17 protein-coding genes and 1 tRNA gene are annotated in these 17,212 nt (G+C 69.0%); 4 read left to right on the forward strand and 14 right to left on the reverse strand.

All coding sequences use genetic code 11. The features are described from left to right. Positions 1 to 107 precede the first annotated feature (107 nt). Positions 108 to 617 carry a hypothetical protein gene (locus WEF05_00560; protein MEX1100391.1) on the forward strand — a complete coding sequence of 170 codons (510 nt, stop codon included), beginning with the start codon at positions 108 to 110 and terminating at the stop codon, positions 615 to 617. Between the two features lie 3 nt (positions 618 to 620). Here WEF05_00560 and WEF05_00565 read toward each other — a convergent pair whose 3' ends face one another. The 3 genes from WEF05_00565 to WEF05_00575 form a co-directional block, all read right to left on the reverse strand. Further along, positions 621 to 2,756, reverse strand: a complete 2,136-nt coding sequence (locus WEF05_00565) for an EAL domain-containing protein (GenBank protein MEX1100392.1) — start codon at positions 2,754 to 2,756, stop codon at positions 621 to 623. Between the two features lie 152 nt (positions 2,757 to 2,908). Then, positions 2,909 to 3,640, reverse strand: coding sequence for a type 1 glutamine amidotransferase (locus tag WEF05_00570; GenBank protein ID MEX1100393.1), 732 nt, complete (start codon positions 3,638 to 3,640; stop codon positions 2,909 to 2,911). A gap of 34 nt (positions 3,641 to 3,674) precedes the next feature. Beyond that, on the reverse strand, positions 3,675 to 4,577 hold the full coding sequence (locus WEF05_00575) for a hypothetical protein (protein MEX1100394.1): 903 nt from the start codon (positions 4,575 to 4,577) through the stop codon (positions 3,675 to 3,677). Positions 4,578 to 4,707: 130 nt separating this feature from the next. On the opposite strand from WEF05_00575, the gene WEF05_00580 reads away from it, so the two are divergent. After that, on the forward strand, positions 4,708 to 6,141 hold the full coding sequence (locus WEF05_00580; protein ID MEX1100395.1) for a sulfatase: 1,434 nt from the start codon (positions 4,708 to 4,710) through the stop codon (positions 6,139 to 6,141). Positions 6,142 to 6,422: 281 nt separating this feature from the next. Here the strand turns inward: WEF05_00580 and WEF05_00585 are convergent, their stop codons facing one another. The 8 genes from WEF05_00585 to obgE all read right to left on the reverse strand — a co-directional run bounded on the left by WEF05_00585 (position 6,423) and on the right by obgE (position 12,131). After that, a complete protein-coding gene (locus tag WEF05_00585) occupies positions 6,423 to 6,671 on the reverse strand; it encodes a hypothetical protein (protein MEX1100396.1) in 249 nt (82 codons plus the stop codon). Between the two features lie 352 nt (positions 6,672 to 7,023). Continuing rightward, positions 7,024 to 7,674: a hypothetical protein gene (locus tag WEF05_00590; GenBank protein ID MEX1100397.1), complete on the reverse strand. Its 651-nt coding sequence runs from the start codon at positions 7,672 to 7,674 to the stop codon at positions 7,024 to 7,026. 373 nt (positions 7,675 to 8,047) lie between these two features. Then, positions 8,048 to 8,120: transfer RNA gene (locus tag WEF05_00595), tRNA-Ala, on the reverse strand. A 28-nt stretch (positions 8,121 to 8,148) separates the two neighbouring features. Next, positions 8,149 to 8,550 (reverse strand): ribosome silencing factor, encoded by a 402-nt coding sequence (rsfS, locus tag WEF05_00600; GenBank protein MEX1100398.1) that lies wholly within the window; start codon positions 8,548 to 8,550, stop codon positions 8,149 to 8,151. Further along, positions 8,547 to 9,656, reverse strand: a complete 1,110-nt coding sequence (locus WEF05_00605; protein MEX1100399.1) for an LCP family protein — start codon at positions 9,654 to 9,656, stop codon at positions 8,547 to 8,549. Before WEF05_00605 ends, rsfS begins: the two co-directional genes overlap by 4 nt. Before the next feature lie 63 nt (positions 9,657 to 9,719). Next, positions 9,720 to 10,313 carry a nicotinate-nucleotide adenylyltransferase gene (gene nadD / locus WEF05_00610; GenBank protein MEX1100400.1) on the reverse strand — a complete coding sequence of 198 codons (594 nt, stop codon included), beginning with the start codon at positions 10,311 to 10,313 and terminating at the stop codon, positions 9,720 to 9,722. Between the two features lie 28 nt (positions 10,314 to 10,341). After that, the gene (locus tag WEF05_00615; GenBank protein ID MEX1100401.1) at positions 10,342 to 10,785 is read right to left on the reverse strand and encodes a maleylpyruvate isomerase N-terminal domain-containing protein; all 444 of its coding nucleotides are present in this window, start codon (positions 10,783 to 10,785) and stop codon (positions 10,342 to 10,344) included. Beyond that, the gene (gene obgE, locus WEF05_00620) at positions 10,782 to 12,131 is read right to left on the reverse strand and encodes a GTPase ObgE (GenBank protein MEX1100402.1); all 1,350 of its coding nucleotides are present in this window, start codon (positions 12,129 to 12,131) and stop codon (positions 10,782 to 10,784) included. The genes WEF05_00615 and obgE overlap by 4 nt, the downstream gene beginning before the upstream one ends. Between obgE and WEF05_00625 the strand changes: the two genes are divergently transcribed. Then, a complete protein-coding gene (locus WEF05_00625) occupies positions 12,112 to 12,525 on the forward strand; it encodes a hypothetical protein (GenBank protein ID MEX1100403.1) in 414 nt (137 codons plus the stop codon). The two genes, obgE and WEF05_00625, sit on opposite strands and share 20 nt — an antisense overlap. An 18-nt stretch (positions 12,526 to 12,543) precedes the next feature. On the opposite strand, the gene rpmA is transcribed toward WEF05_00625, so the two are convergent. From rpmA to WEF05_00640, 3 genes are read right to left on the reverse strand one after another with little or no spacing between them, the layout of a single operon-like run. Next, positions 12,544 to 12,798, reverse strand: a complete 255-nt coding sequence (gene rpmA, locus WEF05_00630; GenBank protein MEX1100404.1) for a 50S ribosomal protein L27 — start codon at positions 12,796 to 12,798, stop codon at positions 12,544 to 12,546. A gap of 29 nt (positions 12,799 to 12,827) precedes the next feature. Further along, complete coding sequence (rplU, locus tag WEF05_00635) at positions 12,828 to 13,247, reverse strand: 50S ribosomal protein L21 (GenBank protein MEX1100405.1); 420 nt, start codon at positions 13,245 to 13,247, stop codon at positions 12,828 to 12,830. 11 nt (positions 13,248 to 13,258) lie between these two features. Beyond that, entirely contained in the window at positions 13,259 to 15,505 is a 2,247-nt protein-coding gene (locus WEF05_00640) for an Rne/Rng family ribonuclease (protein MEX1100406.1), read from the reverse strand. 517 nt (positions 15,506 to 16,022) lie between these two features. Between WEF05_00640 and WEF05_00645 the strand changes: the two genes are divergently transcribed. Further along, complete coding sequence (locus WEF05_00645) at positions 16,023 to 17,195, forward strand: response regulator (protein MEX1100407.1); 1,173 nt, start codon at positions 16,023 to 16,025, stop codon at positions 17,193 to 17,195. Positions 17,196 to 17,212 lie beyond the last annotated feature (17 nt).

A 17,212-nucleotide genomic window follows, 5' to 3' on the forward strand; every position in this document is an offset into this window, starting at 1 on the left:
CCGAACGCCCAACGACCGGACACGAACGCGACGATCCCGTTGCGGATCCGCCAGGACTTCGTCGCGATCCACGATCCGGCTCCCGCGACGCGATACCGTCCGGCCGCATGGAGACGACCGTTGAACGCACACGTCGGATGGAGCGCGCTGAGACCGCGACGACCCTGTTCGCGGCCGCCGGGGTCATCTTTATCCCGGGATGCCTCGTCGCCGGCTACCAGATGCAGCGCCACGACTCGAGTTGGTGCCCGGATGGGCGGGCGGACTACCTCTGCGCCAACGCCCCGTTCAGGACCGGTACGGCACTTGCGGGCGCCGTCGCGTCCGCCGTCGCGATCGCGGGAACGGTGTACTGGATGCGGGATGCATCGCGCGCATCGTCGATCGCGGTCGTGGTTGCCCTCTCCGGAGCGATCGCAGCCCTCGCCGTCTACTGGTTCGTACCCCTCTTCAACCCGGCGGGCCCCCTTCTCGGAGGCTTTGCCTGGCTCGCGGTCACCGCGATCGGGATCAGCCGGGAGGCCCTTTCCCCGACCCAGCGGCTCCGGATCAGCTGCACACTCGGAGCCGCGGCGGCGTTCGCGCTCGGGTTCGGACCCCAGTACTTCGGCGACTGAGCCTCAGCGCTTTGTGGGATCGGCTGCGATCGCCGGGACGTGGCCCTCGTTCTCGCGCCAGAGGGTCTCGAGCTCGGAGGCGACGACCGGGCGCGCCATGTAGAAGCCCTGGCCGAGCAGGCAGCCGTTGTCGACGAGGAACGACAGCTCCTCGACGGTTTCGATGCCCTCCGCGAGGGGGGTCATGCCGAGGGAGTGCGCGAGCTGGACCATCGCGGTCACCATGCTCGCGCCGTCCGCGTCAGAATCGACGTCGCGGACGAAGGTCCGGTCGATCTTCAGGATGTCCACGGGCAGGTGGCGGAGCCGGGACAGGGACGAGTGCCCGGTTCCGAAATCGTCGATCGCCAGACGCAGACCCCACGCGTGCAGCTCGGTCAGCAGCCGTTGCGTTCGATCCGGATCGGTCATCGCCGTCGACTCGGTGATCTCTACGACGACGTTGCGGGGATCGATGTTGCAGGCGTTCAGTCGGCCGAGGATCTCCTCGCACAGGTTCGCCTGCCAGAGCTGGCGCGGCGAGAGGTTGAAGCTCGCCTCGAGATCGATGCCGGCGTCGGCCCACGTGCGCTGCTGACGCGACAGTTCCTCGATCACCCAGTCGCCGATCGCGCCGATCAGGCCCATCTCCTCGGCAAGCGGGATGAACTCGCCCGGAGGGACCAGTCCGCCGTTCGGTTCGCGCCACCGAACGAGCGCCTCGATCCCCTGGATCCTTCCGGTGTCCAACTCGACGATCGGTTGGTAGTGCAGCTCCCAGTGCTGTTCCTCGACGGCGCGGCGCAGCCGGGTGGACAAGGACAGCTTGCTCGCGGAGTCCTCGCCGTGCTCGCGGAACACGAGGTAGTTCCCCGGCGCCGAGCGCTTCGACTGGTACATCGCCTCGTCGGAGTTCTTCAGCAGCGCTTCCGCGTCGTTGGCGTCCTGTGGGAACAGGGAGATCCCGATCGAGGCCGAGGCGTAGAACTCCTGGTCGTTCAGATGGAACGGTGCTTCCAGCGCCTCCTTGACACGGGCGGCGACCGACTCGGCAACGAGCAGCGCCGCGTCGGTTCCCGGCATCGCACCGGTCCCGCGCTCGAGATCCGACAGCAGCATCAGGAACTCGTCGCCCCCCTGGCGCGCGACCAGGTCGGTCTCGCGCGTACACACCCGAAGGCGGTCGGCAAGCTGCTCGAGCAGCTGGTCGCCGGCGTGGTGGCCCAGCGAGTCGTTCACGAGCTTGAAGTTGTCGAGGTCGAGGAACAGCACCCCGACGCCGAGACCGTGGCGTCCCGCGCGCGCGAGTGCCATCTCGACCATCTCCTCGAACAACGCGCGGTTCGGAAGCCCGGTGAGCTTGTCGTGATAGGCGAGGAAAGCGACCTGCTCCTCCGCGGCCTTGCGTTCGCTGATGTCGAAGATCACGCCCTGGATCAGCCAGGGGTCGCCCGACTCGTTGCGGATGATCGAGGCCTGCTCCTGAACCCACTTGACCGTGCCGTCCTCGTGCACCATCCGGTACTCGTGGTCGAGGAGCTCCTTCGCCTCGTACGCCTCGACGTACTCGTCCCACGCCGTCTCGATGTCGTCGGGGTGAACGTGGTGGCGCCACACGTACGGATCGGCGAGCCACTGGTCGGGCGTGACGCCGAGCAGCTGCTGGACCTGCGGGCTCACGTAGATGCTCGTCTCGTCCTCGTCGACCGGGTCGATATAGGTCAGGCCCGGGAGGTGTTCCACGAGCGCGCGGTACTTGGCCTCGGCCTCGAACTGCGCCTCCGACCCGGCGATCAGCTCGGTGATGTCGCGCAAGGTCACGACGACGAGTGCTCCCGAATCGGACTCGACCTTGCCGGTGTGGACCTCGACCGGCACGTCGGTGCCGTCCTTGCGACGGCAGGCGGCGGCTCGTGGCTTGTCGTCCATCGCACCGAGGCCGTCGGGCAGCAGGGTCTCGATCGGGCTGCCGATCAGATCGGCGGCGGCGAACCCCGACAGTTCCTGCGCGCGCCGATTCACGAAAACGATGCGCCGGTCGGGACCGGCGAGCACCAGGCACTCGGGTGTTCCCTCCAGCAGGCGATCGGGCGCGACCGATCTCGGGAGACCGAGCGCGCTTTCCTCCGGCGCGCCGATCTCGCGGGCAGAGCTGACCACGGGTGAACCCCCTTGTGCTGCCGACTCGATGCTCGTTGCATCGGTCCGACGCAGACACGGCCTGAGCGCACAGCCGGGTGGTTCCCACATCTACCTCGAACTAGGTAGTCCGGACGAGGCACGCACGAGCGCGAACCGGACTTCCCTCGTGCTCAGCTCGTGCTCCGAGGCGATCCCTCGGCGACCACACGCGCGAACCGCCGAAACACCTCCGTTCCTGCGGTTCGGTGGGCGGCGAGGTGCCGGTCGGCCTCGGCGCCCAGCTGCTCTCGGCTCTTGCCCCACACCGCAGCGAGCTCACCCGGCGTGAAGTCGCCGGCCCAACGCGAGATCTCGCCGCGGTCGATCTCGAAGTGGAACTGGACCCCCCACGCCACCTCCCCCACCCGGAATGCCTGGACGGGCGTCGTCATCCCTCGCGCGAGCTGCAACGCGCCGTCGGGCAGCTCGACCATGTCCTCGTGCCAGTGGAAGACGCGATCACCCGGCCCGTAGACCGACAGCAGCGGATCGCCGGCCGCGTCGTCGGCGGGCTCGATCGGCTCGAACCCGATCTCGCGCTCGGGCGCCCTCGGAACGGCAGCGCCGAGCGCCCGCGCGAGCAGCTGCCCTCCCAGACAGATGCCGAGGAAGGGGATCTGCTGCTCGACCGCGCGTCCCGCGAGATCGCGGACCTCACGAAGGAACGGGAAGCCGCTCACATGATCGACGTTCATCTCGCCGCCGAACATCACCACGCCGCCGAACCCTTCGAGCGGAGGGAGCTGCTGACCCGCGTGCGCCTCGACCGTCTCGAACGGGATGCCGTCGGCGGTGTACACCTCGGGCGCGATGCCGAGCGTGTCGCTGGGGTCGTTGCGCACGAACAGGATCGGTGGCGCCACCGGCGAGCCTAGCAGCGGCCGTCGGGTCGGCGGATCACGCGGTGAAGTACTCGGTGCGCGCGCTCGACTCGACGGCGGACATCGCTTGCGGAGACGACAGCAGCTGCCACGCGAACTCCCCTCCGTCGAAGAACACCAACGTCTCCATCTCGATCTCTGTGGCCGTGGCCGCCGCCTCCCGGATCCAACGCCCCTTGCGATCGGGGTCGGCAGGATCCTCCATCGCGTTCGTCTCCCACACGCCGCAGCCGGTCCCCTGCCGGTCGGCGTAGGCGGCCATCGGCTCCACCAACTCGGCGAGGGACCGCCAGGTGTCGCCGTCGGCTCCCCAGCGGTTGTAGGGATCGGCGGCGTAGGAGCCCTCGACCCCCGCGTCCCACCGCTCCGGCCCTCCTTCGGCGCCCGCCTCGTAGCCCGAACCCATCAGGCACAGGGCGTAGGTGGCGCCCGTTCCTTCGACCGCGCGATCGACGAAGCGGCGGGTCGCGGCCCGGTACTGCTCCGCGGTTCCGGCGGGCGAAACCACGTTCGGGTGGCCCTCCTCGTCGTTCTCGGGCTCGTGATGGAACGTGATGTCCGCGACCCCGTCGATCTCCGAGAGCGCGGCGTTGATCAGGTCCAGGTCGGCGTCGGAGGCACCCGCGGCCACACCGGCCCACGGCTGCGACAGCTTCACGGACACGATCGGCCGCCGGCCGGCGGACAGAGCGGGACGAAGGTCGTCGGCCGTGAACGGTCCGCGGAAGAACATGCGCTCGGCGGTCGACCAGTCGGCGGTTTCGTTCCAACCCAGTCGGCCGCCCCGTCCGGAGCACCCGCTCGCGCCGAGGAGCAACCCGCCCGCGAGGAGGGCTCCTCCGACCAGCAGCTGTCGCCGCGTCAACACCGCCGGCTCGTCGCGGACGTCGTTCGCTCGAAGGGGAAACGTCGAGGGCATCGACACCACCGTACCGTCACGCACCGCGAACGTGCGCCGCGACGGCCCTCCGCGCACCGGACCACGAAGCGCGCCTGAGGCATCGGATGCCCGTTGTCCCTCTGGGAACCAACCGGTACCCTCGCTGAGCATGCGAATCCCCCCCGCGCGCCTGCGTCGCTCCCTGGCTGCGTTGCTGCTCCCGTTCCTGGTTGCGGCGACCGTGTTCATCGGCTTGCCGGTGTCGACACCCCACGACGCGCGTGCGGGCGAGCCCGCCCAGCCCGATGTCGTGCTCATCGTGTCGGACGACCAGCGCTGGGACACGCTCTTCGCGATGCCGGAGACGCGCAACCTCCTCGGTCAACAGGGGGTGCGGTTCACGAACGCGTTCACCACCAACCCGCTGTGCTGTCCGAGCAGGGCGGGGATCCTCACGGGTACCTACTCCCACACGAACGGCGTGTACGCGAACGGCGGGCCACGCGGGGGGTTCAAGGTGTTCGACGACACATCGACGCTCGCGACGTGGATGAACGACGCCGGGTACCGAACGGGATTGATCGGCAAGTACCTCAACGGGTACACGTCGACCGGCGGCACCTACATCCCTCCGGGGTGGGATCGTTGGTTCGCCACGTTCGCGGATGCCGCCTACTACGACTACCGAGCGAGCGACCAGGGCTCGCCGGTCCACTTCGGAACGAAGCCCCAGCACTACGGCCCCTCCGTCGTCGCCCGCGAGGCCGTGGCCTTCATCGAAGGAACGGAAGCGGACACACCACTCTTCGCCTACGTCGCTCCGTCCTCGCCGCACAGCCCCTCGACGGCCGCTCCCGGTGACGGGAACGCGTTCTCGGACCTGGAGCGATGGCGACCGCCCTCGTTCAACGAGCCCGACGTATCGGACAAGCCGAAATGGCTGCGCAACCGGGAGAAGTTCGACGCGGACCAGGTCCGCGCGATCGATCGCGCCCGGATCCGGCAGCTTCGAAGCCTGCTCGCACTCGATCGGCTCGTCGCCGACGTCGTTCAGGCGCTCAAGGACGAGGGTCGGCTCGACAACGCGATGATCGCGTTCGTCTCGGACAACGGGGTCCACTGGGGCGAACACCGCTGGCACTCGAAGCGCGTCCCGTACGAGGAATCGATCCGGATCCCGATGCTGATCCGCTACGATCCCTTGACCGCCACCGGGACGAAGCAGGACGCGCTCGCCGCGACGATCGATCTCGCGCCGACGATCGCCTCGATCGCCGGCGCTGCGACCCCGCCTCTCGACGGTCAAGACCTCAGTCCCTTGCTGAGCGGGGACAGCGCGGGATGGCGCGACGAGCTTCTCGTGGAACACCTCGGGAGCGAGAGCCAGGTGCCTACCTATTGCGCTCTGCGCACCGACCGCGATGAGCTCTACGTGCGCCACGCGACGGGCGAAGAGGAGTTCTACCGGATGGCCTCGGACCGCTACCAGCTGAGGAACATCGCGAACGACGGTCGCACCCGGCGGCGGCTGAAGGTCCTCAGACGACACACACGCGATCTGTGCGACCCACCCCCGAAAGGTCTGGTCTGGCGCCTGAGCTGAGGTGGTCGACCCGTACGCAAAGAATTCGAACCGCCGCTGAGCTGCCTGTTTCCGCATCTTCATTCGCTGGCCTGACTTGCGCGTCATTCCGAGCAAGGGCCCCGGGCCGTGTGCCCTTTCGTGGGCCTACAACCGAGGTCGAGAGGATGAACGCGACACGGAGCGACAGAGGGGGCAGGAGCGGGCCGCGATGTTCGAGTCACTTGCGGAGGCGGAAGCAGAGGCTAAGGCGAGGGCGAGAGACAGGCCCGAGATCGAGGGGCCGTGGATGGCGCCAGGTCTTAGCAGGAATCCCGATTGTCGTTCGGGTCGGTGTTGCAGCTGTCGTTGCCTTGATCGCCGAAGGCATCGTCGAGACCGTCACCGTCATCGACGTTGATGGTGTCGTCGCCATCGCCACCTGATGCGATTTCCCGATCATTGCCTTCGAGGTCCTTGATCAAGTCGGCGCCGTCGTTCCCCCTGAGGGCGTCACCGCCGGACACGCCCCCCGACCCACTGTCGCCCCCGAAGATGTCGTCGTTGTTCAAGCCCCCAGACACGGAGTCGTTCCCGGAGCCGCCACCGACGTCGTCGTTGTCGCCCTGGCCCTCGATACCGTTGACCACGTTGGTTCCGTCCGAGCAGGCGGCGATCGGGCGAAGTCCCGACCGGCGTGGAACTCCCAGCGATTGTCCTCGTCCTCACCGTCGTCCGTGTCACGGATGTCCTGCGGAGCGTCTCCGAGGTCGCGGTTCTCGATGTCACACGTGCCTGCGCTTGCCGACACCACGTAGGAACCGGAGAAGAGTCCGGCTGCGGCAGCCAGCGACAGGGCCGCCGCGACCCCCAACGGCCGCCTGAATCGCGTCGCACTCGCCAGCTGCGTCACACGAATCCTCCTCAGTAGGCCCGGCAGCTAACGTCCTTGACGGGGTCAGCAGCCAGACCCGGGGGAAGGAGCACGTGAGCCTCTCCCCCGTCTGGCAGGGAAACATCGAATTCGTAGATCCGAGCGCCCTCGGACGTCGCGAAGACCGCTTCGCACCGCTGCACCTGAGGCGGCTCGTCGGTCGCCCAATCGGCCCGGAACGTGAGCCAGGGATCGTCGGTGTCAGCGTCCATCACCATGGGGTTGGAGATGACGTAGCCAGCCCTCTCGGACGGCTTGGAGGCGGGAGCACACGCGATCGAAGCTGACGCCGGAGTACCCGAGACCTCGACGTCGATCGCTCCATCCGTGGATGCACTGAAGCTCGCCAGCTCGAATCCTTGGATTCCCACGACGTTGCCCGCCGCGTCACTGACCGTCGCTTCGCACTCGGAATAACCAGGAAAGTCGCCGTGACTCCATGCGCCGCTGTATTCGACCAGAGCTACCGCTCCGGTCTCGCTGTCTGCGTTAGCAATAGAGTCGACGCTGAGGAGGTAGGACGGCTCATCCGGATCGGCCTGCTCGAGATGGCCACCCGCCGTCGCGGTCACGGCCACGAAGGTCGCCGCCGCAACTGCAAGGGCAACGAGAGACAGCTTGACCCTGGACCCCGCGAGCACTATGGGCGAATCATACGGAGAAAGTCTCGTTCTCGCGCAACTCGGCTGAGCCGGGGATCTGCAAGCGGATCGCCAGGCGATCGCTAACGCCTACGACGAGCTCGTTCGGGAGCTCGAGGCGCGTTCGCGCGACGCCGCGGAGGAGAGCATCCTCATGTAGGCGGTGGAACGCAGGCGGGCCGATGGCGAGGGCGTCCGCGGCGCAGGACGAGCTGTTCGGCACGGCCGGTGGCGACGCCGACAGCCACATTCAGACGAAGCTCGATCTCTGAAGACCCACTGTGTCCCGGATGTGTCTCGTTCGGCGTGGCATCACCTCGGACACACCCGGTCGAGGCTGAACACACGTTCCGCAAGCAGGCAGTTTCCGAAGTGGACCCGAGGGGATTCGAACCCCTGACCCCCTGGCTGCCAGCCAGGTGCTCTACCAACTGAGCTACGGGCCCGCGGCGGGCTCAGTGTACCGAGTCCCGATCAGGGAGCCCCGGCGACGTCGGCGCCTTCGTCGCCCTCATCGAGCGGTACGACGGGTGCATCGCGCCACAGTCGTTCGAGGTCGTAGAAGTCGCGTTCCTCCTGGGCGAAAACGTGGACGACCACCGCGACGTAGTCCAACAGTACCCAGCGTCCCTCGGACTCCCCCTCGCGGCGAACGGGGCGCTCCTCGAGGGATCGAAGCTGCTGTCCGATCCCCTCGACGATCGTCTTGACCTGTCGCTGACTCGTCCCCGTGCACAGGACGAAGTAGTCGGTGATCGCGATGACGCTGCCGACGTCGAGGATCACGATGTCCTCGGCCTGCTTGCCGGCGGCGGCGCGGGCGGCGGCCAGGGCCAGCTCGCGCGCGTCCACTGCCGTGGTTCGCTCCGCCGTCACGCCGCTGGGTCGGTCGATGCGTCGTCCTCCGTCTTCGAGAGATCCTCGCCTACGAGGATAGTCACTTCCGCGAGACCCGACGGGATCTGGGACACGACGACCTCGCCGACGCCCATCGCCTCGCGCACGCGATCCGCGATCGGGATCGCCGAGTCGCCGTTCGCCACGATCTGGGTCCGTTCCCGACCGAAGCGTTCGGCGTTGTCGGAGATCACCACCCGGAACCCGGCCGGGATGATGCGACCGGCCACCTCCTGCCCGACACCGGGCCGTCCACTGCCGTTCGTCACGATCACGTTGATCGGCTGAGGCCCGTCGCGCCCGAAGGCCTGCGCGGTCAGCTCGGCGACGGCCGGTTGATCGGGCGTGGTCAGGGTCTGGACCTCCTCGACGGGGAGCGATCGAACACCGGCGCCGCGCGAGGCGTTCAGCAAGCCCGCCACGGCGACCTCGTCGTCGCTCTCCACCAGATCGCTCGGCAGCAGGGGGATCTCCTGGGCGAACAGCCCCTGGAGCACCAGCTGCCATCGCAGGTCGAGCGTGTCATCTTCGGTCGCGAGATACTCGCGCACCTGCGCTCCGTCCATCGTCACGGGTCCGGGGCCGATCGTGCCGGTGGAAGCCTCGAACGGCTCCCCGAGGTTGACCTCGATCCCGCCGATCCGATCGACGACCGCACCGAGGGTGTCACGGTCGAGCACGGCGAAGTGGTCGACCCAGGTACCGAGCAGGTTCGCCATACCGATCCGGAACGCACCCCCCGGCAGCGACGCAGCGTCGGTCATCATCGCTTCGCCCTGTCCCGGAACGACGAACACCGTCTCGCCCGGAACGGCGACCACCGCAGGCGCATCCGGACCCTCCGCCCCGACGACGGCTCCGAGGGCGTGTGGCCCTTGGACCGCCAGCGCGAGCAGGGTCGAAGAACTCGGACCGGAGCCGGCGGCCGCGGTGTCGCCGTCGTCGTCGCGGCGCAGCGCGCCCCAGACACCGAGAGCCACGACCAGCAGCGAGGCCACGACGACGAGCGCGCCGATCCGTGTGCGCAGTTTCCGCTGCTGATCGCGCTGACGCGATCGATGACCCGGCGGCTCGAGGTCGCGCATAGGCGAGGTGCCGGGTGCGGGTGGAAGACCGGAGCCGGAGGAAGATGTCGTCATCACCGTCGATCAGCTCCGGTACAGACCCGTTTTCTCGACGTAGCTCTTCACGCCCTCGGGGACGAGGTAGCGGATCGGCCGGCCTTCGCGGACACGCCGTCGCACGTCGGTCGAGGAGATCGCGAGCGCCGGGATGTTCATCACGCTGACCCGCTCGCGGGTCGCGGTCGACGCTTCGAGCGCGGTGAGGTCATAGCCCGGTCGCGTCGCCGCGATGAAGTGGGCGAGACCGAGCAGGTCGGCGGGATCCTTCCAGTCGAAGATCTCGAGGATCGCATCCGCGCCCGTCACGAAGTACAGCTCGGCGTCGTGATGCTCGTCGGCCAGCGCCAGGAGGGTGTCGATCGTGTAGGTGGGGCCGTCTCGGTCGACGTCGATCCGCGACACCGAGAACCGTGGGTTGCTGGCGGTGGCGATCACCGTCATCAGGTAGCGGTGTTCGGACGGCGAGACGACTTCGTGCTGCTTCATCCACGGACTGCCGGTGGGTACGAACACGACCTCGTCCAACCCGAACTGCACGAGCGCCTCCTCGGCGGTCGTGAGGTGTCCGTTGTGGATCGGGTCGAAGGTGCCACCCATGACCCCCAGCTTGCGTCCCATCCCCACATCCTACGGGCACGACGGCCCCCTACAGACCGTGCTCGTCGAGCCAGGCGCGCAGATCCGAAAGGTGGGCGCGGTAGTGCAGAGCCCCGGACTCCTCGAACCACTCGATCGCGTCCGGGGTGAGCTCGGGGAGCTCGGTGAAGCACCGCAGCATCTGGATGCGACCCGACTCGAGCTGCGCCCGGCAGGTTTCGGCGTCCAGCGTTCGGGACAGCTCCAACCACTCCTCGTTCTGTCGATCGCTGGTCTCGTCGTTGCGAACGAAGGTGCCGGCAGCGATGCGTTCCAGCTCGTCTCCGGCATCCGCCAGCCAGGCACCGACGTGGAACGCGAGGTCGTTCACGGTCCACCCCTCCGGAAGGGTCGGGTCGTCCAGAAGGTCGAGACGAACCCGATCGATCAGGTCGTGGAACTCGATCCAGGCGGCGTCCTCGTCGGCGAGCAGCTGCGCGCGTCGGTCGGTCATCGGTCGGCCTCCTCGGGCACCTGCGGCGCCTCGTCCGGGTAGAACTCGAAGCTCTGCGCGCCGATCACGACCTCGTCGCCGCGCCGGGCGCCCGTCACGGCGAGCTGTCGTTCGACGCCTTCCTTCTGCAACCGCTTCTGCAGGGCGACCACCGCACGAGCGTCCTCGAAGTCGGTCTCGGCGACCCATCGTTCCACCCGCGGGCCCCGGACTCGGTACCGCGATCCCTCCTTCGTTACCTGGAACCGGGCTCGGGCGGGACGGAGCACCACGTAGGGCTGCGGCCTCTCGGCGGCACCGGCCGTCGCGCGCGCGAGGTCGCCCAGCCGCCGGTCGAGCTCCTCGACCCCGGCGCCGTCGGTCGCCGATACGACGAGCGCGTCCGGGGACAGCGCCGCGGCGCGTTGCGCCGCATCGTCGACGAGGTCGGCCTTCGTCCCGACGACGAGCGAGAAGCGATCGGCGAGTTCCAGATCGTACGCGGCGAGCTCCTCACGCACCGTGGCGAGATCGGCCGGCGGATCCTCGGCGGCGAGGTCGACGACGAGCACGAGCGCCCGGCATCGCGTGACGTGACGGAGGAACCGATGCCCCAGACCCCGTCCCTCGGACGCCCCCTCGACGAGTCCCGGGATGTCGGCGACGACGAAGCGCTCGTCGTGCCCGCCGCCCACGCCGAGGTTCGGCGTGAGGGTGGTGAACGGGTAGTCGGCGATCTTCGGCTTGGCCGCGGTGAGCGCGGCCAGCAGCGTCGACTTCCCCGCGTTCGGCAGGCCGACGAGGCCGAGGTCCGCGACCGTCCGCAGCTCGAGCTCGAGGCGGCGCTCCTCCCCCGGCTCGCCCTGATCGGCAACGGTCGGCGCCTTGTTGCGCGCGCTCGCGATCGCGGCGTTCCCTCGGCCGCCGCGTCCTCCTCGTGCGACGACGACCCGCGCTCCCTCGCCCACGAGATCCGCGAGCAGGCCCTGCTCGTCGGACACCACCGTGCCGTCGGGGACCTGGAGCACACGGTCACCGCCGCGCGCACCGTCCCGCTTCTGCGAGCGCCCCCCGGTGCCCGCTTTCGCGTCCAGGTGGGGGTGGTCGCGCAGCCAGGCGAGATCCCGTATCCGCGAGGACACCTCCAGGATCACCGAGCCCCCGTCGCCGCCGTTGCCGCCGTCCGGTCCACCGCGTGGCGTGTAGGGCTCGCTCCGCATCGACGCGGAACCATCCCCTCCACGACCGGCGCGAGCCACCACAACGGCTTCGTCGACGAAGGTCATGGCGTCAGGATAGGTGCCGGGCAGGGTGGTCGGCGTGCGAGCCGCCAGGCAAGATGGGAGCGTGAACGACCCCGAACACATCGACTCCGTCACCGTGTGGCGCGTGCGGCTCGGCCGGGAGACCGTGCAGAACGACGTCAAGGGCGAGCTCTCGATCGAGGGCGCCGACCTCCGGTTCGTGGAGGAGGGCGGCTCCCGACACCGGATCTCGATGGCGCACGTGCGGAAGGTGAGGCGGCTCGTCGGGTCGCCCGTGGTGATCGTCGAACACGACGACGGCGAACACGGCGTGACCCGGACCGCGTTCTACTTCACGAAACCCCCGCCACTCACGCTCACGACGCGACGGGGCGTCGAGAGCAAACGGAAGGCCCGGCGGGTCGGAGCGCACTACCTCGGAACCTCGAACACCGCGCGGAAGGACGACATCCGTGCGTGGGTGGCGAGGATCCGAGCGGCGATACCCGAGGGCTGAGCCGCGTCGGCGGGGCGGTCAGTCGGACGCGAGGACCGAGGCGAACTTGCGGCCGTGCGAGGAGGAGAAACGGACCTCGCCGGTGATCAGGGCGAAGAGCGTGTCGTCGCCACCCTTGCCCACACCCTGACCGGGGTGGATCCGAGTGCCTCGCTGGCGGACGATGATCGAGCCCGCGGGAACCTGCTGGCCCCCGAAGGCCTTGACCCCGAGCCGCTTAGCCTCGGAGTCTCGTCCGTTGCGTGTCGAGCCGCCGCCCTTCTTGTGTGCCATCGGTCGTCCAGGCTACCAAAATGGGCCCGTCAGCCCTGGTCGCCGGCCTCTCCGGCCTTGGCGGGCGCCTTCGCGGGAGCCTTCTTCGCCGTGCTCTCCTTCTTCGCCGTGCTCTTGGGGGCGGCCTTCTTCTTCGCGGCGGCTCCGAGCTTGACCTCGACGATCTCCAGCAGGGTGTACTGCTGGCGGTGACCGATCTGGCTGTTGTAGCCGGTCTTCGGCCGGAACCGCAGGACCCGGACCTTGTCGCCCTTCTTCTCGCCCATCGGCTTGGCCGTGACGGTCGCGCCCGCCGCGTTCTTGCCCGCGTGCGTCGCTCCGTCGTCGTCGATCACGAGCAGAGGGGTGAACTCGACCGAGTCCCCGATCCCCTTCATCAGCTCGACCTCGATCACGTCGCCGGCCTTGACCCGCTGCTGCTTCCCGCCTGCCTTGATGACCGCTTCCATCCGTACCTCTCCTAGTCCACGTCGTAGTTGATCAGGATGCCGCGACCCTCGCAGGTCGGACAGGTCTCGGAGAAGGACTCCACGAGCCCCCCGGAGACACGCTTACGGGTGATCTCGAGCAGGCCCAGCGGGCCGATCTCGTAGACCTGCGACCGGGTCTTGTCGAGCGACATCGCTTCGCGAAGCGTGTCGACGACCTGGTTCTTGTTCTTCTCCAGCAGCATATCGATGAAGTCGACGATGATGATCCCACCGATGTCGCGCAGGCGGAGCTGCCGGGCGACCTCTCGGGAGGCCTCGAGGTTCGTGTTGACCACCGTCTCCTCGAGGTTCGTCTTGCCGACGCTCTTGCCGGTGTTCACGTCGACGACCGTCATCGCCTCGGTGCGCTCGATGATCAGATACCCCCCCGAGGGGAGCCAGACCTTCCGGTCGAGGGCCTTGTGGATCTGCTCGGTGACGTGGAACGCCTCGAAAGCCGACAGCTTGCCTTCGTGCATCCGCACCTTCTCGGCGAGATCGGGTGCGACGTCGGTGAGGTAGCCGTTCACCTTCGCGTAGATCGCCTCCGAGTCGGTGACGAGCTCCTTGAACTCCTCGTCGGTGAACAGGTCGCGCACGACCCGCACCGTGAGCTCGGGTTCCTCGTACAGCAGATCGGGTGCCTTCGCCTTCTTCGAGCGCTTCTCGATCGCCTTCCACGCGTCGATCGTGCGCTGGAGGTCGGCGTCCAGCTGCTCCTCGGTCGCCTTCTCGGCCGCCGTGCGGATGATCACACCGTGCTCGGATGGCTTGATCGCCTTCGCGATCGCCTTGAGCCGCTTGCGGTCGTCATCGTTGATCCGCCGGCTGATCCCGAACACGTTCGACTGCGGCACCATCACGAGGAACCGGCCGGGCATCGAGATCTGGGCGGTCAGCCGCGCTCCCTTTCCACCCATCGGGTCCTTGGTGACCTGAACGATCACCGACTGTCCGGGCTTGAGGACTTCCTCGATCCGTGGCGGCGTGTCACCGTCAAGCTCCTCCGCGGAGTAGTTCACCTCGCCGGCGTACAGGACGGCGTTGCGGCCCTTGCCGACGTCGACGAAGGCGGCCTCCATCCCCGGAAGTACGTTCTGCACCCGACCGAGGTAGACGTTGCCCACCATCGACTTCGCTCCGGCCCGCGTGACGTAGTGCTGCACGAGATCGCGGTCCTCGAGGATCGCGATCTGATCGCGGTCGCCGTGCTCGGTGATCACCATCTGCTTGTCGGTGATCCGAGGCGGGATGATCAGCTCTTGCCGGCGGCGGCGCGGGGCACGGGTGCGCGTCGTCGCACGCCCGCGGCGCAGGCGCGTGGGTCCGGCCGTTCCCGCACCCTTGGCGCTCTTCTTCGCGCCGGACTTGGACGAACCCGACTTCTTCGTCTCGGCCCCGGACCCGGATCGGGCGCCGGACTTCGCGCCGGACTTGGATGCCGACTTCGAGGAGGACTTGGCGCGCGACCTCGAACCCGACGGGGTTGCGGACGTCGATGCGGAGGCCCCGTCGCCGGCGCCGTCCCCGTCACCAGTTCGGGGCTTCGATCCCGAGCGTCGCCTGCGCCTGCTCCGGCTCTTCGAGCGGTTCGCCTCCTCGTCCGCGGCGATCGCGGCGGGCGGGTCGTCGAGGCTCGGCGCCTCCGGCTCGTCGCTCGGGGCGTCGGCGTCGGCGTCGCCGTCCGATCGCTCGGCCGTGCTCGACGTGGCACCGCCGCTCCGGCTGCGCCCCCGGCCGCCCCGGCGGCGGCGACGGCGCTGCCCGGAGGGTGTGACCGGTCCCGCGTCCGGATCGCCGTCGGCTCGCGTCGCCGAGCTCACGGGGTCGCTCGAGCCCTCCTCGCCCGCGGCTCCGTTCCCCTCCGCGGACTTCGGCGGCTTCCGGGCAGGCTGCTTGACCCGTTGTCGGCGCGTCGAGCCGGTGCCCGCGGCGGCCGAGTCACGCGCCGGCGTCTCGGCTTCGGTGGAGGGTGCTTCCGAGGCCGACGAGGAGGATCCCTCGCCGTCGGCGGTGACGCTCTTGGGCCGGTTGCGGCCTCGTCCTCCGCGCCGGCCCCGGCGGCGCGAGGATCCGGAGCGCGGTCCGCCGGACCGCGTGCCGGAGGTGGACGAGCCTTCGTCCGAACCGGAGCCGGGGTCGGACCCCGAGCCGGGGTCGGAGGATCCCTGGGCGTTCGCCGCAGGGGGGGTGGTCGTCTCGGAGTGCTCCGAGGCGACCGAGGTGTCGTCGGTCATGTACAGGTCTCCCTTCGCAGCGGAGGCGCCGCAGCGGGATGCGGGCGGTCCATCTGCGCGGGAGTCGACCGGCCGGTGGTCTCGCCCTCCGGGACGGAGGACGAGGTCGGTGCCAGCGCGGCGTACCCGGAGAGCTCTGAGCCCTCCACGGCAACGCCGCACGCGTCGTCACGCACGATCTACGCCTTTCTCCGGCGCCCGATCCTGATGCGCTCCAGCCGAACCTGCTTCGGGGATCTCCCGGGGTTCCGCGAGCGCGGAGCGGAGGCGCCTCCTCGTTCCTCGCCGCCTTTCACGGAGCGGGTGGCCCCGGAAGCGGCGAGCACATCTGAAGGGAGGATAGCAAGTCGCGGCGCGACCCCGTGGGATGCGTCGCGCGCGACCAGACCGGGAAGGGGCATCGCCGGGCACGGAGACTAGCCCGCGAGAGCCATCCTCGGTCATGGGATGTGCCTGCACGAAACGACCACCTGCCGGATACTCGCTCCTGGCCGGTCACCGTGAGACTCTTCCGCGGATGGCACAGATTGCCCACGGGCTCGACCGGGGCGATCCGGGCACTTCCCCGGTCCGCGTTCTGGTCGTCGACGACAACGAAGGCTTCCGCGAGTCACTGGTGGCGCTGTTGGCCACCGACGAGCTCGTGGTCGTCGGCGAGGCCGACAGCGGCGAACAGGCCCTCGACGTCGCACCCGGCCTGTCCCCCGATGTGGTCGTGATGGACGTCCGGATGCCCCGGATGGACGGTGTGGAGGCGACCCGCCGGATGAAGGAACTGCTTCCCGAGGTCGGCATCGTCGCGCTCACCGGGAACGAGGGTCAGGACGTCGTCCGCGACATGCTGGTCGCCGGCGCGAGCGGCTTCGTCCTCAAGGACTCGGACGGGGACGAGATCCTCCAGGCGGTGCTCCAGGCCGCGCACGGCGGGGCGCTGCTGTCCCCCGAGATCACACCGGGTGTGATCGACGAGCTGACCGAGGCCCTCGAACGCGAGCGCCGGCGCTCCCGCGAGCTTGAGGAGGCCCACCGAGCGCTGACGGAACGATCGGTGCGCCGCCACGAACAGGTCGCGCGGCTCGGTCACGAGCTCCGCACCCCCGTCACCGTGATCCTCGGGATGGCCCAGACCCTCGCCGCCGACTCCGCGACAAGCGCCCAGCGCGAGGAGCTCCTCGACCGGCTCGTGTCCCGGGCCGGGGACCTCGCCCGCCTCGTCGAGCGCTTCGAACTCGCCGTGGACGCCGCGTTCACCGAGCACGTGGACGTCCCCGAGATCGCGCACAGCGCCGCATCGATCGATGCCGACCGTGTACACGTACACGTGACCAGGAGCATTCCCAGCGCGAACCTGAACCCGGTCGTCGGCCGGCGGCTCCTCGAAGAGCTCGTCGAGAACGCGCTCCGCTTCTCCCAGCCTCCGGCGCGCGTCGACATCCTCGTCGAGCGGGGGCCGGGCGGGGCGGAGGTCCGCGTGGTCGACCGCGGCAACGGGATCGCCGACGAAGACCGGGAACGGATCTTCGGAGCCCTCGAGCAGGCCGAGGAACTCAATGCCCGCACCCATCAAGGGGTGGGGATGGGCCTGTCGCTGGCGCGCACGGCAGCTCGGGCCGCCGACGGTGACGTGGTGCTCGAGTCGACCGGTCCCGACGGATCGACGTTCCTCTGGCTCGTCGGACCCCCTGCCTGAAACCGCGCCGCGAAGCC

The organism is Actinomycetota bacterium (assembly GCA_040881665.1).
In the GTDB taxonomy this organism is placed as follows: domain Bacteria; phylum Actinomycetota; class UBA4738; order UBA4738; family HRBIN12; genus JBBDWR01.

Bases quoted from the DNA above. Each gene is read 5' to 3' on its own strand.
- WEF05_00560 (MEX1100391.1), top strand. From the start codon at position 108: ATGGAGACGACCGTTGAACGCACACGTCGGATGGAGCGCGCTGAGACC.
- WEF05_00575 (MEX1100394.1), bottom strand. From the start codon at position 4,577: ATGCCCTCGACGTTTCCCCTTCGAGCGAACGACGTCCGCGACGAGCCG.
- WEF05_00580 (MEX1100395.1), top strand. From the start codon at position 4,708: ATGCGAATCCCCCCCGCGCGCCTGCGTCGCTCCCTGGCTGCGTTGCTG.
- WEF05_00605 (MEX1100399.1), bottom strand. From the start codon at position 9,656: ATGCGCGACCTCGAGCCGCCGGGTCATCGATCGCGTCAGCGCGATCAG.
- nadD (MEX1100400.1), bottom strand. From the start codon at position 10,313: ATGGGACGCAAGCTGGGGGTCATGGGTGGCACCTTCGACCCGATCCAC.
- WEF05_00615 (MEX1100401.1), bottom strand. From the start codon at position 10,785: ATGACCGACCGACGCGCGCAGCTGCTCGCCGACGAGGACGCCGCCTGG.
- obgE (MEX1100402.1), bottom strand. From the start codon at position 12,131: ATGTGTTCGGGGTCGTTCACGCTCCCATCTTGCCTGGCGGCTCGCACG.
- rpmA (MEX1100404.1), bottom strand. From the start codon at position 12,798: ATGGCACACAAGAAGGGCGGCGGCTCGACACGCAACGGACGAGACTCC.
- rplU (MEX1100405.1), bottom strand. From the start codon at position 13,247: ATGGAAGCGGTCATCAAGGCAGGCGGGAAGCAGCAGCGGGTCAAGGCC.
- WEF05_00640 (MEX1100406.1), bottom strand. From the start codon at position 15,505: ATGACCGACGACACCTCGGTCGCCTCGGAGCACTCCGAGACGACCACC.
- WEF05_00645 (MEX1100407.1), top strand. From the start codon at position 16,023: ATGGCACAGATTGCCCACGGGCTCGACCGGGGCGATCCGGGCACTTCC.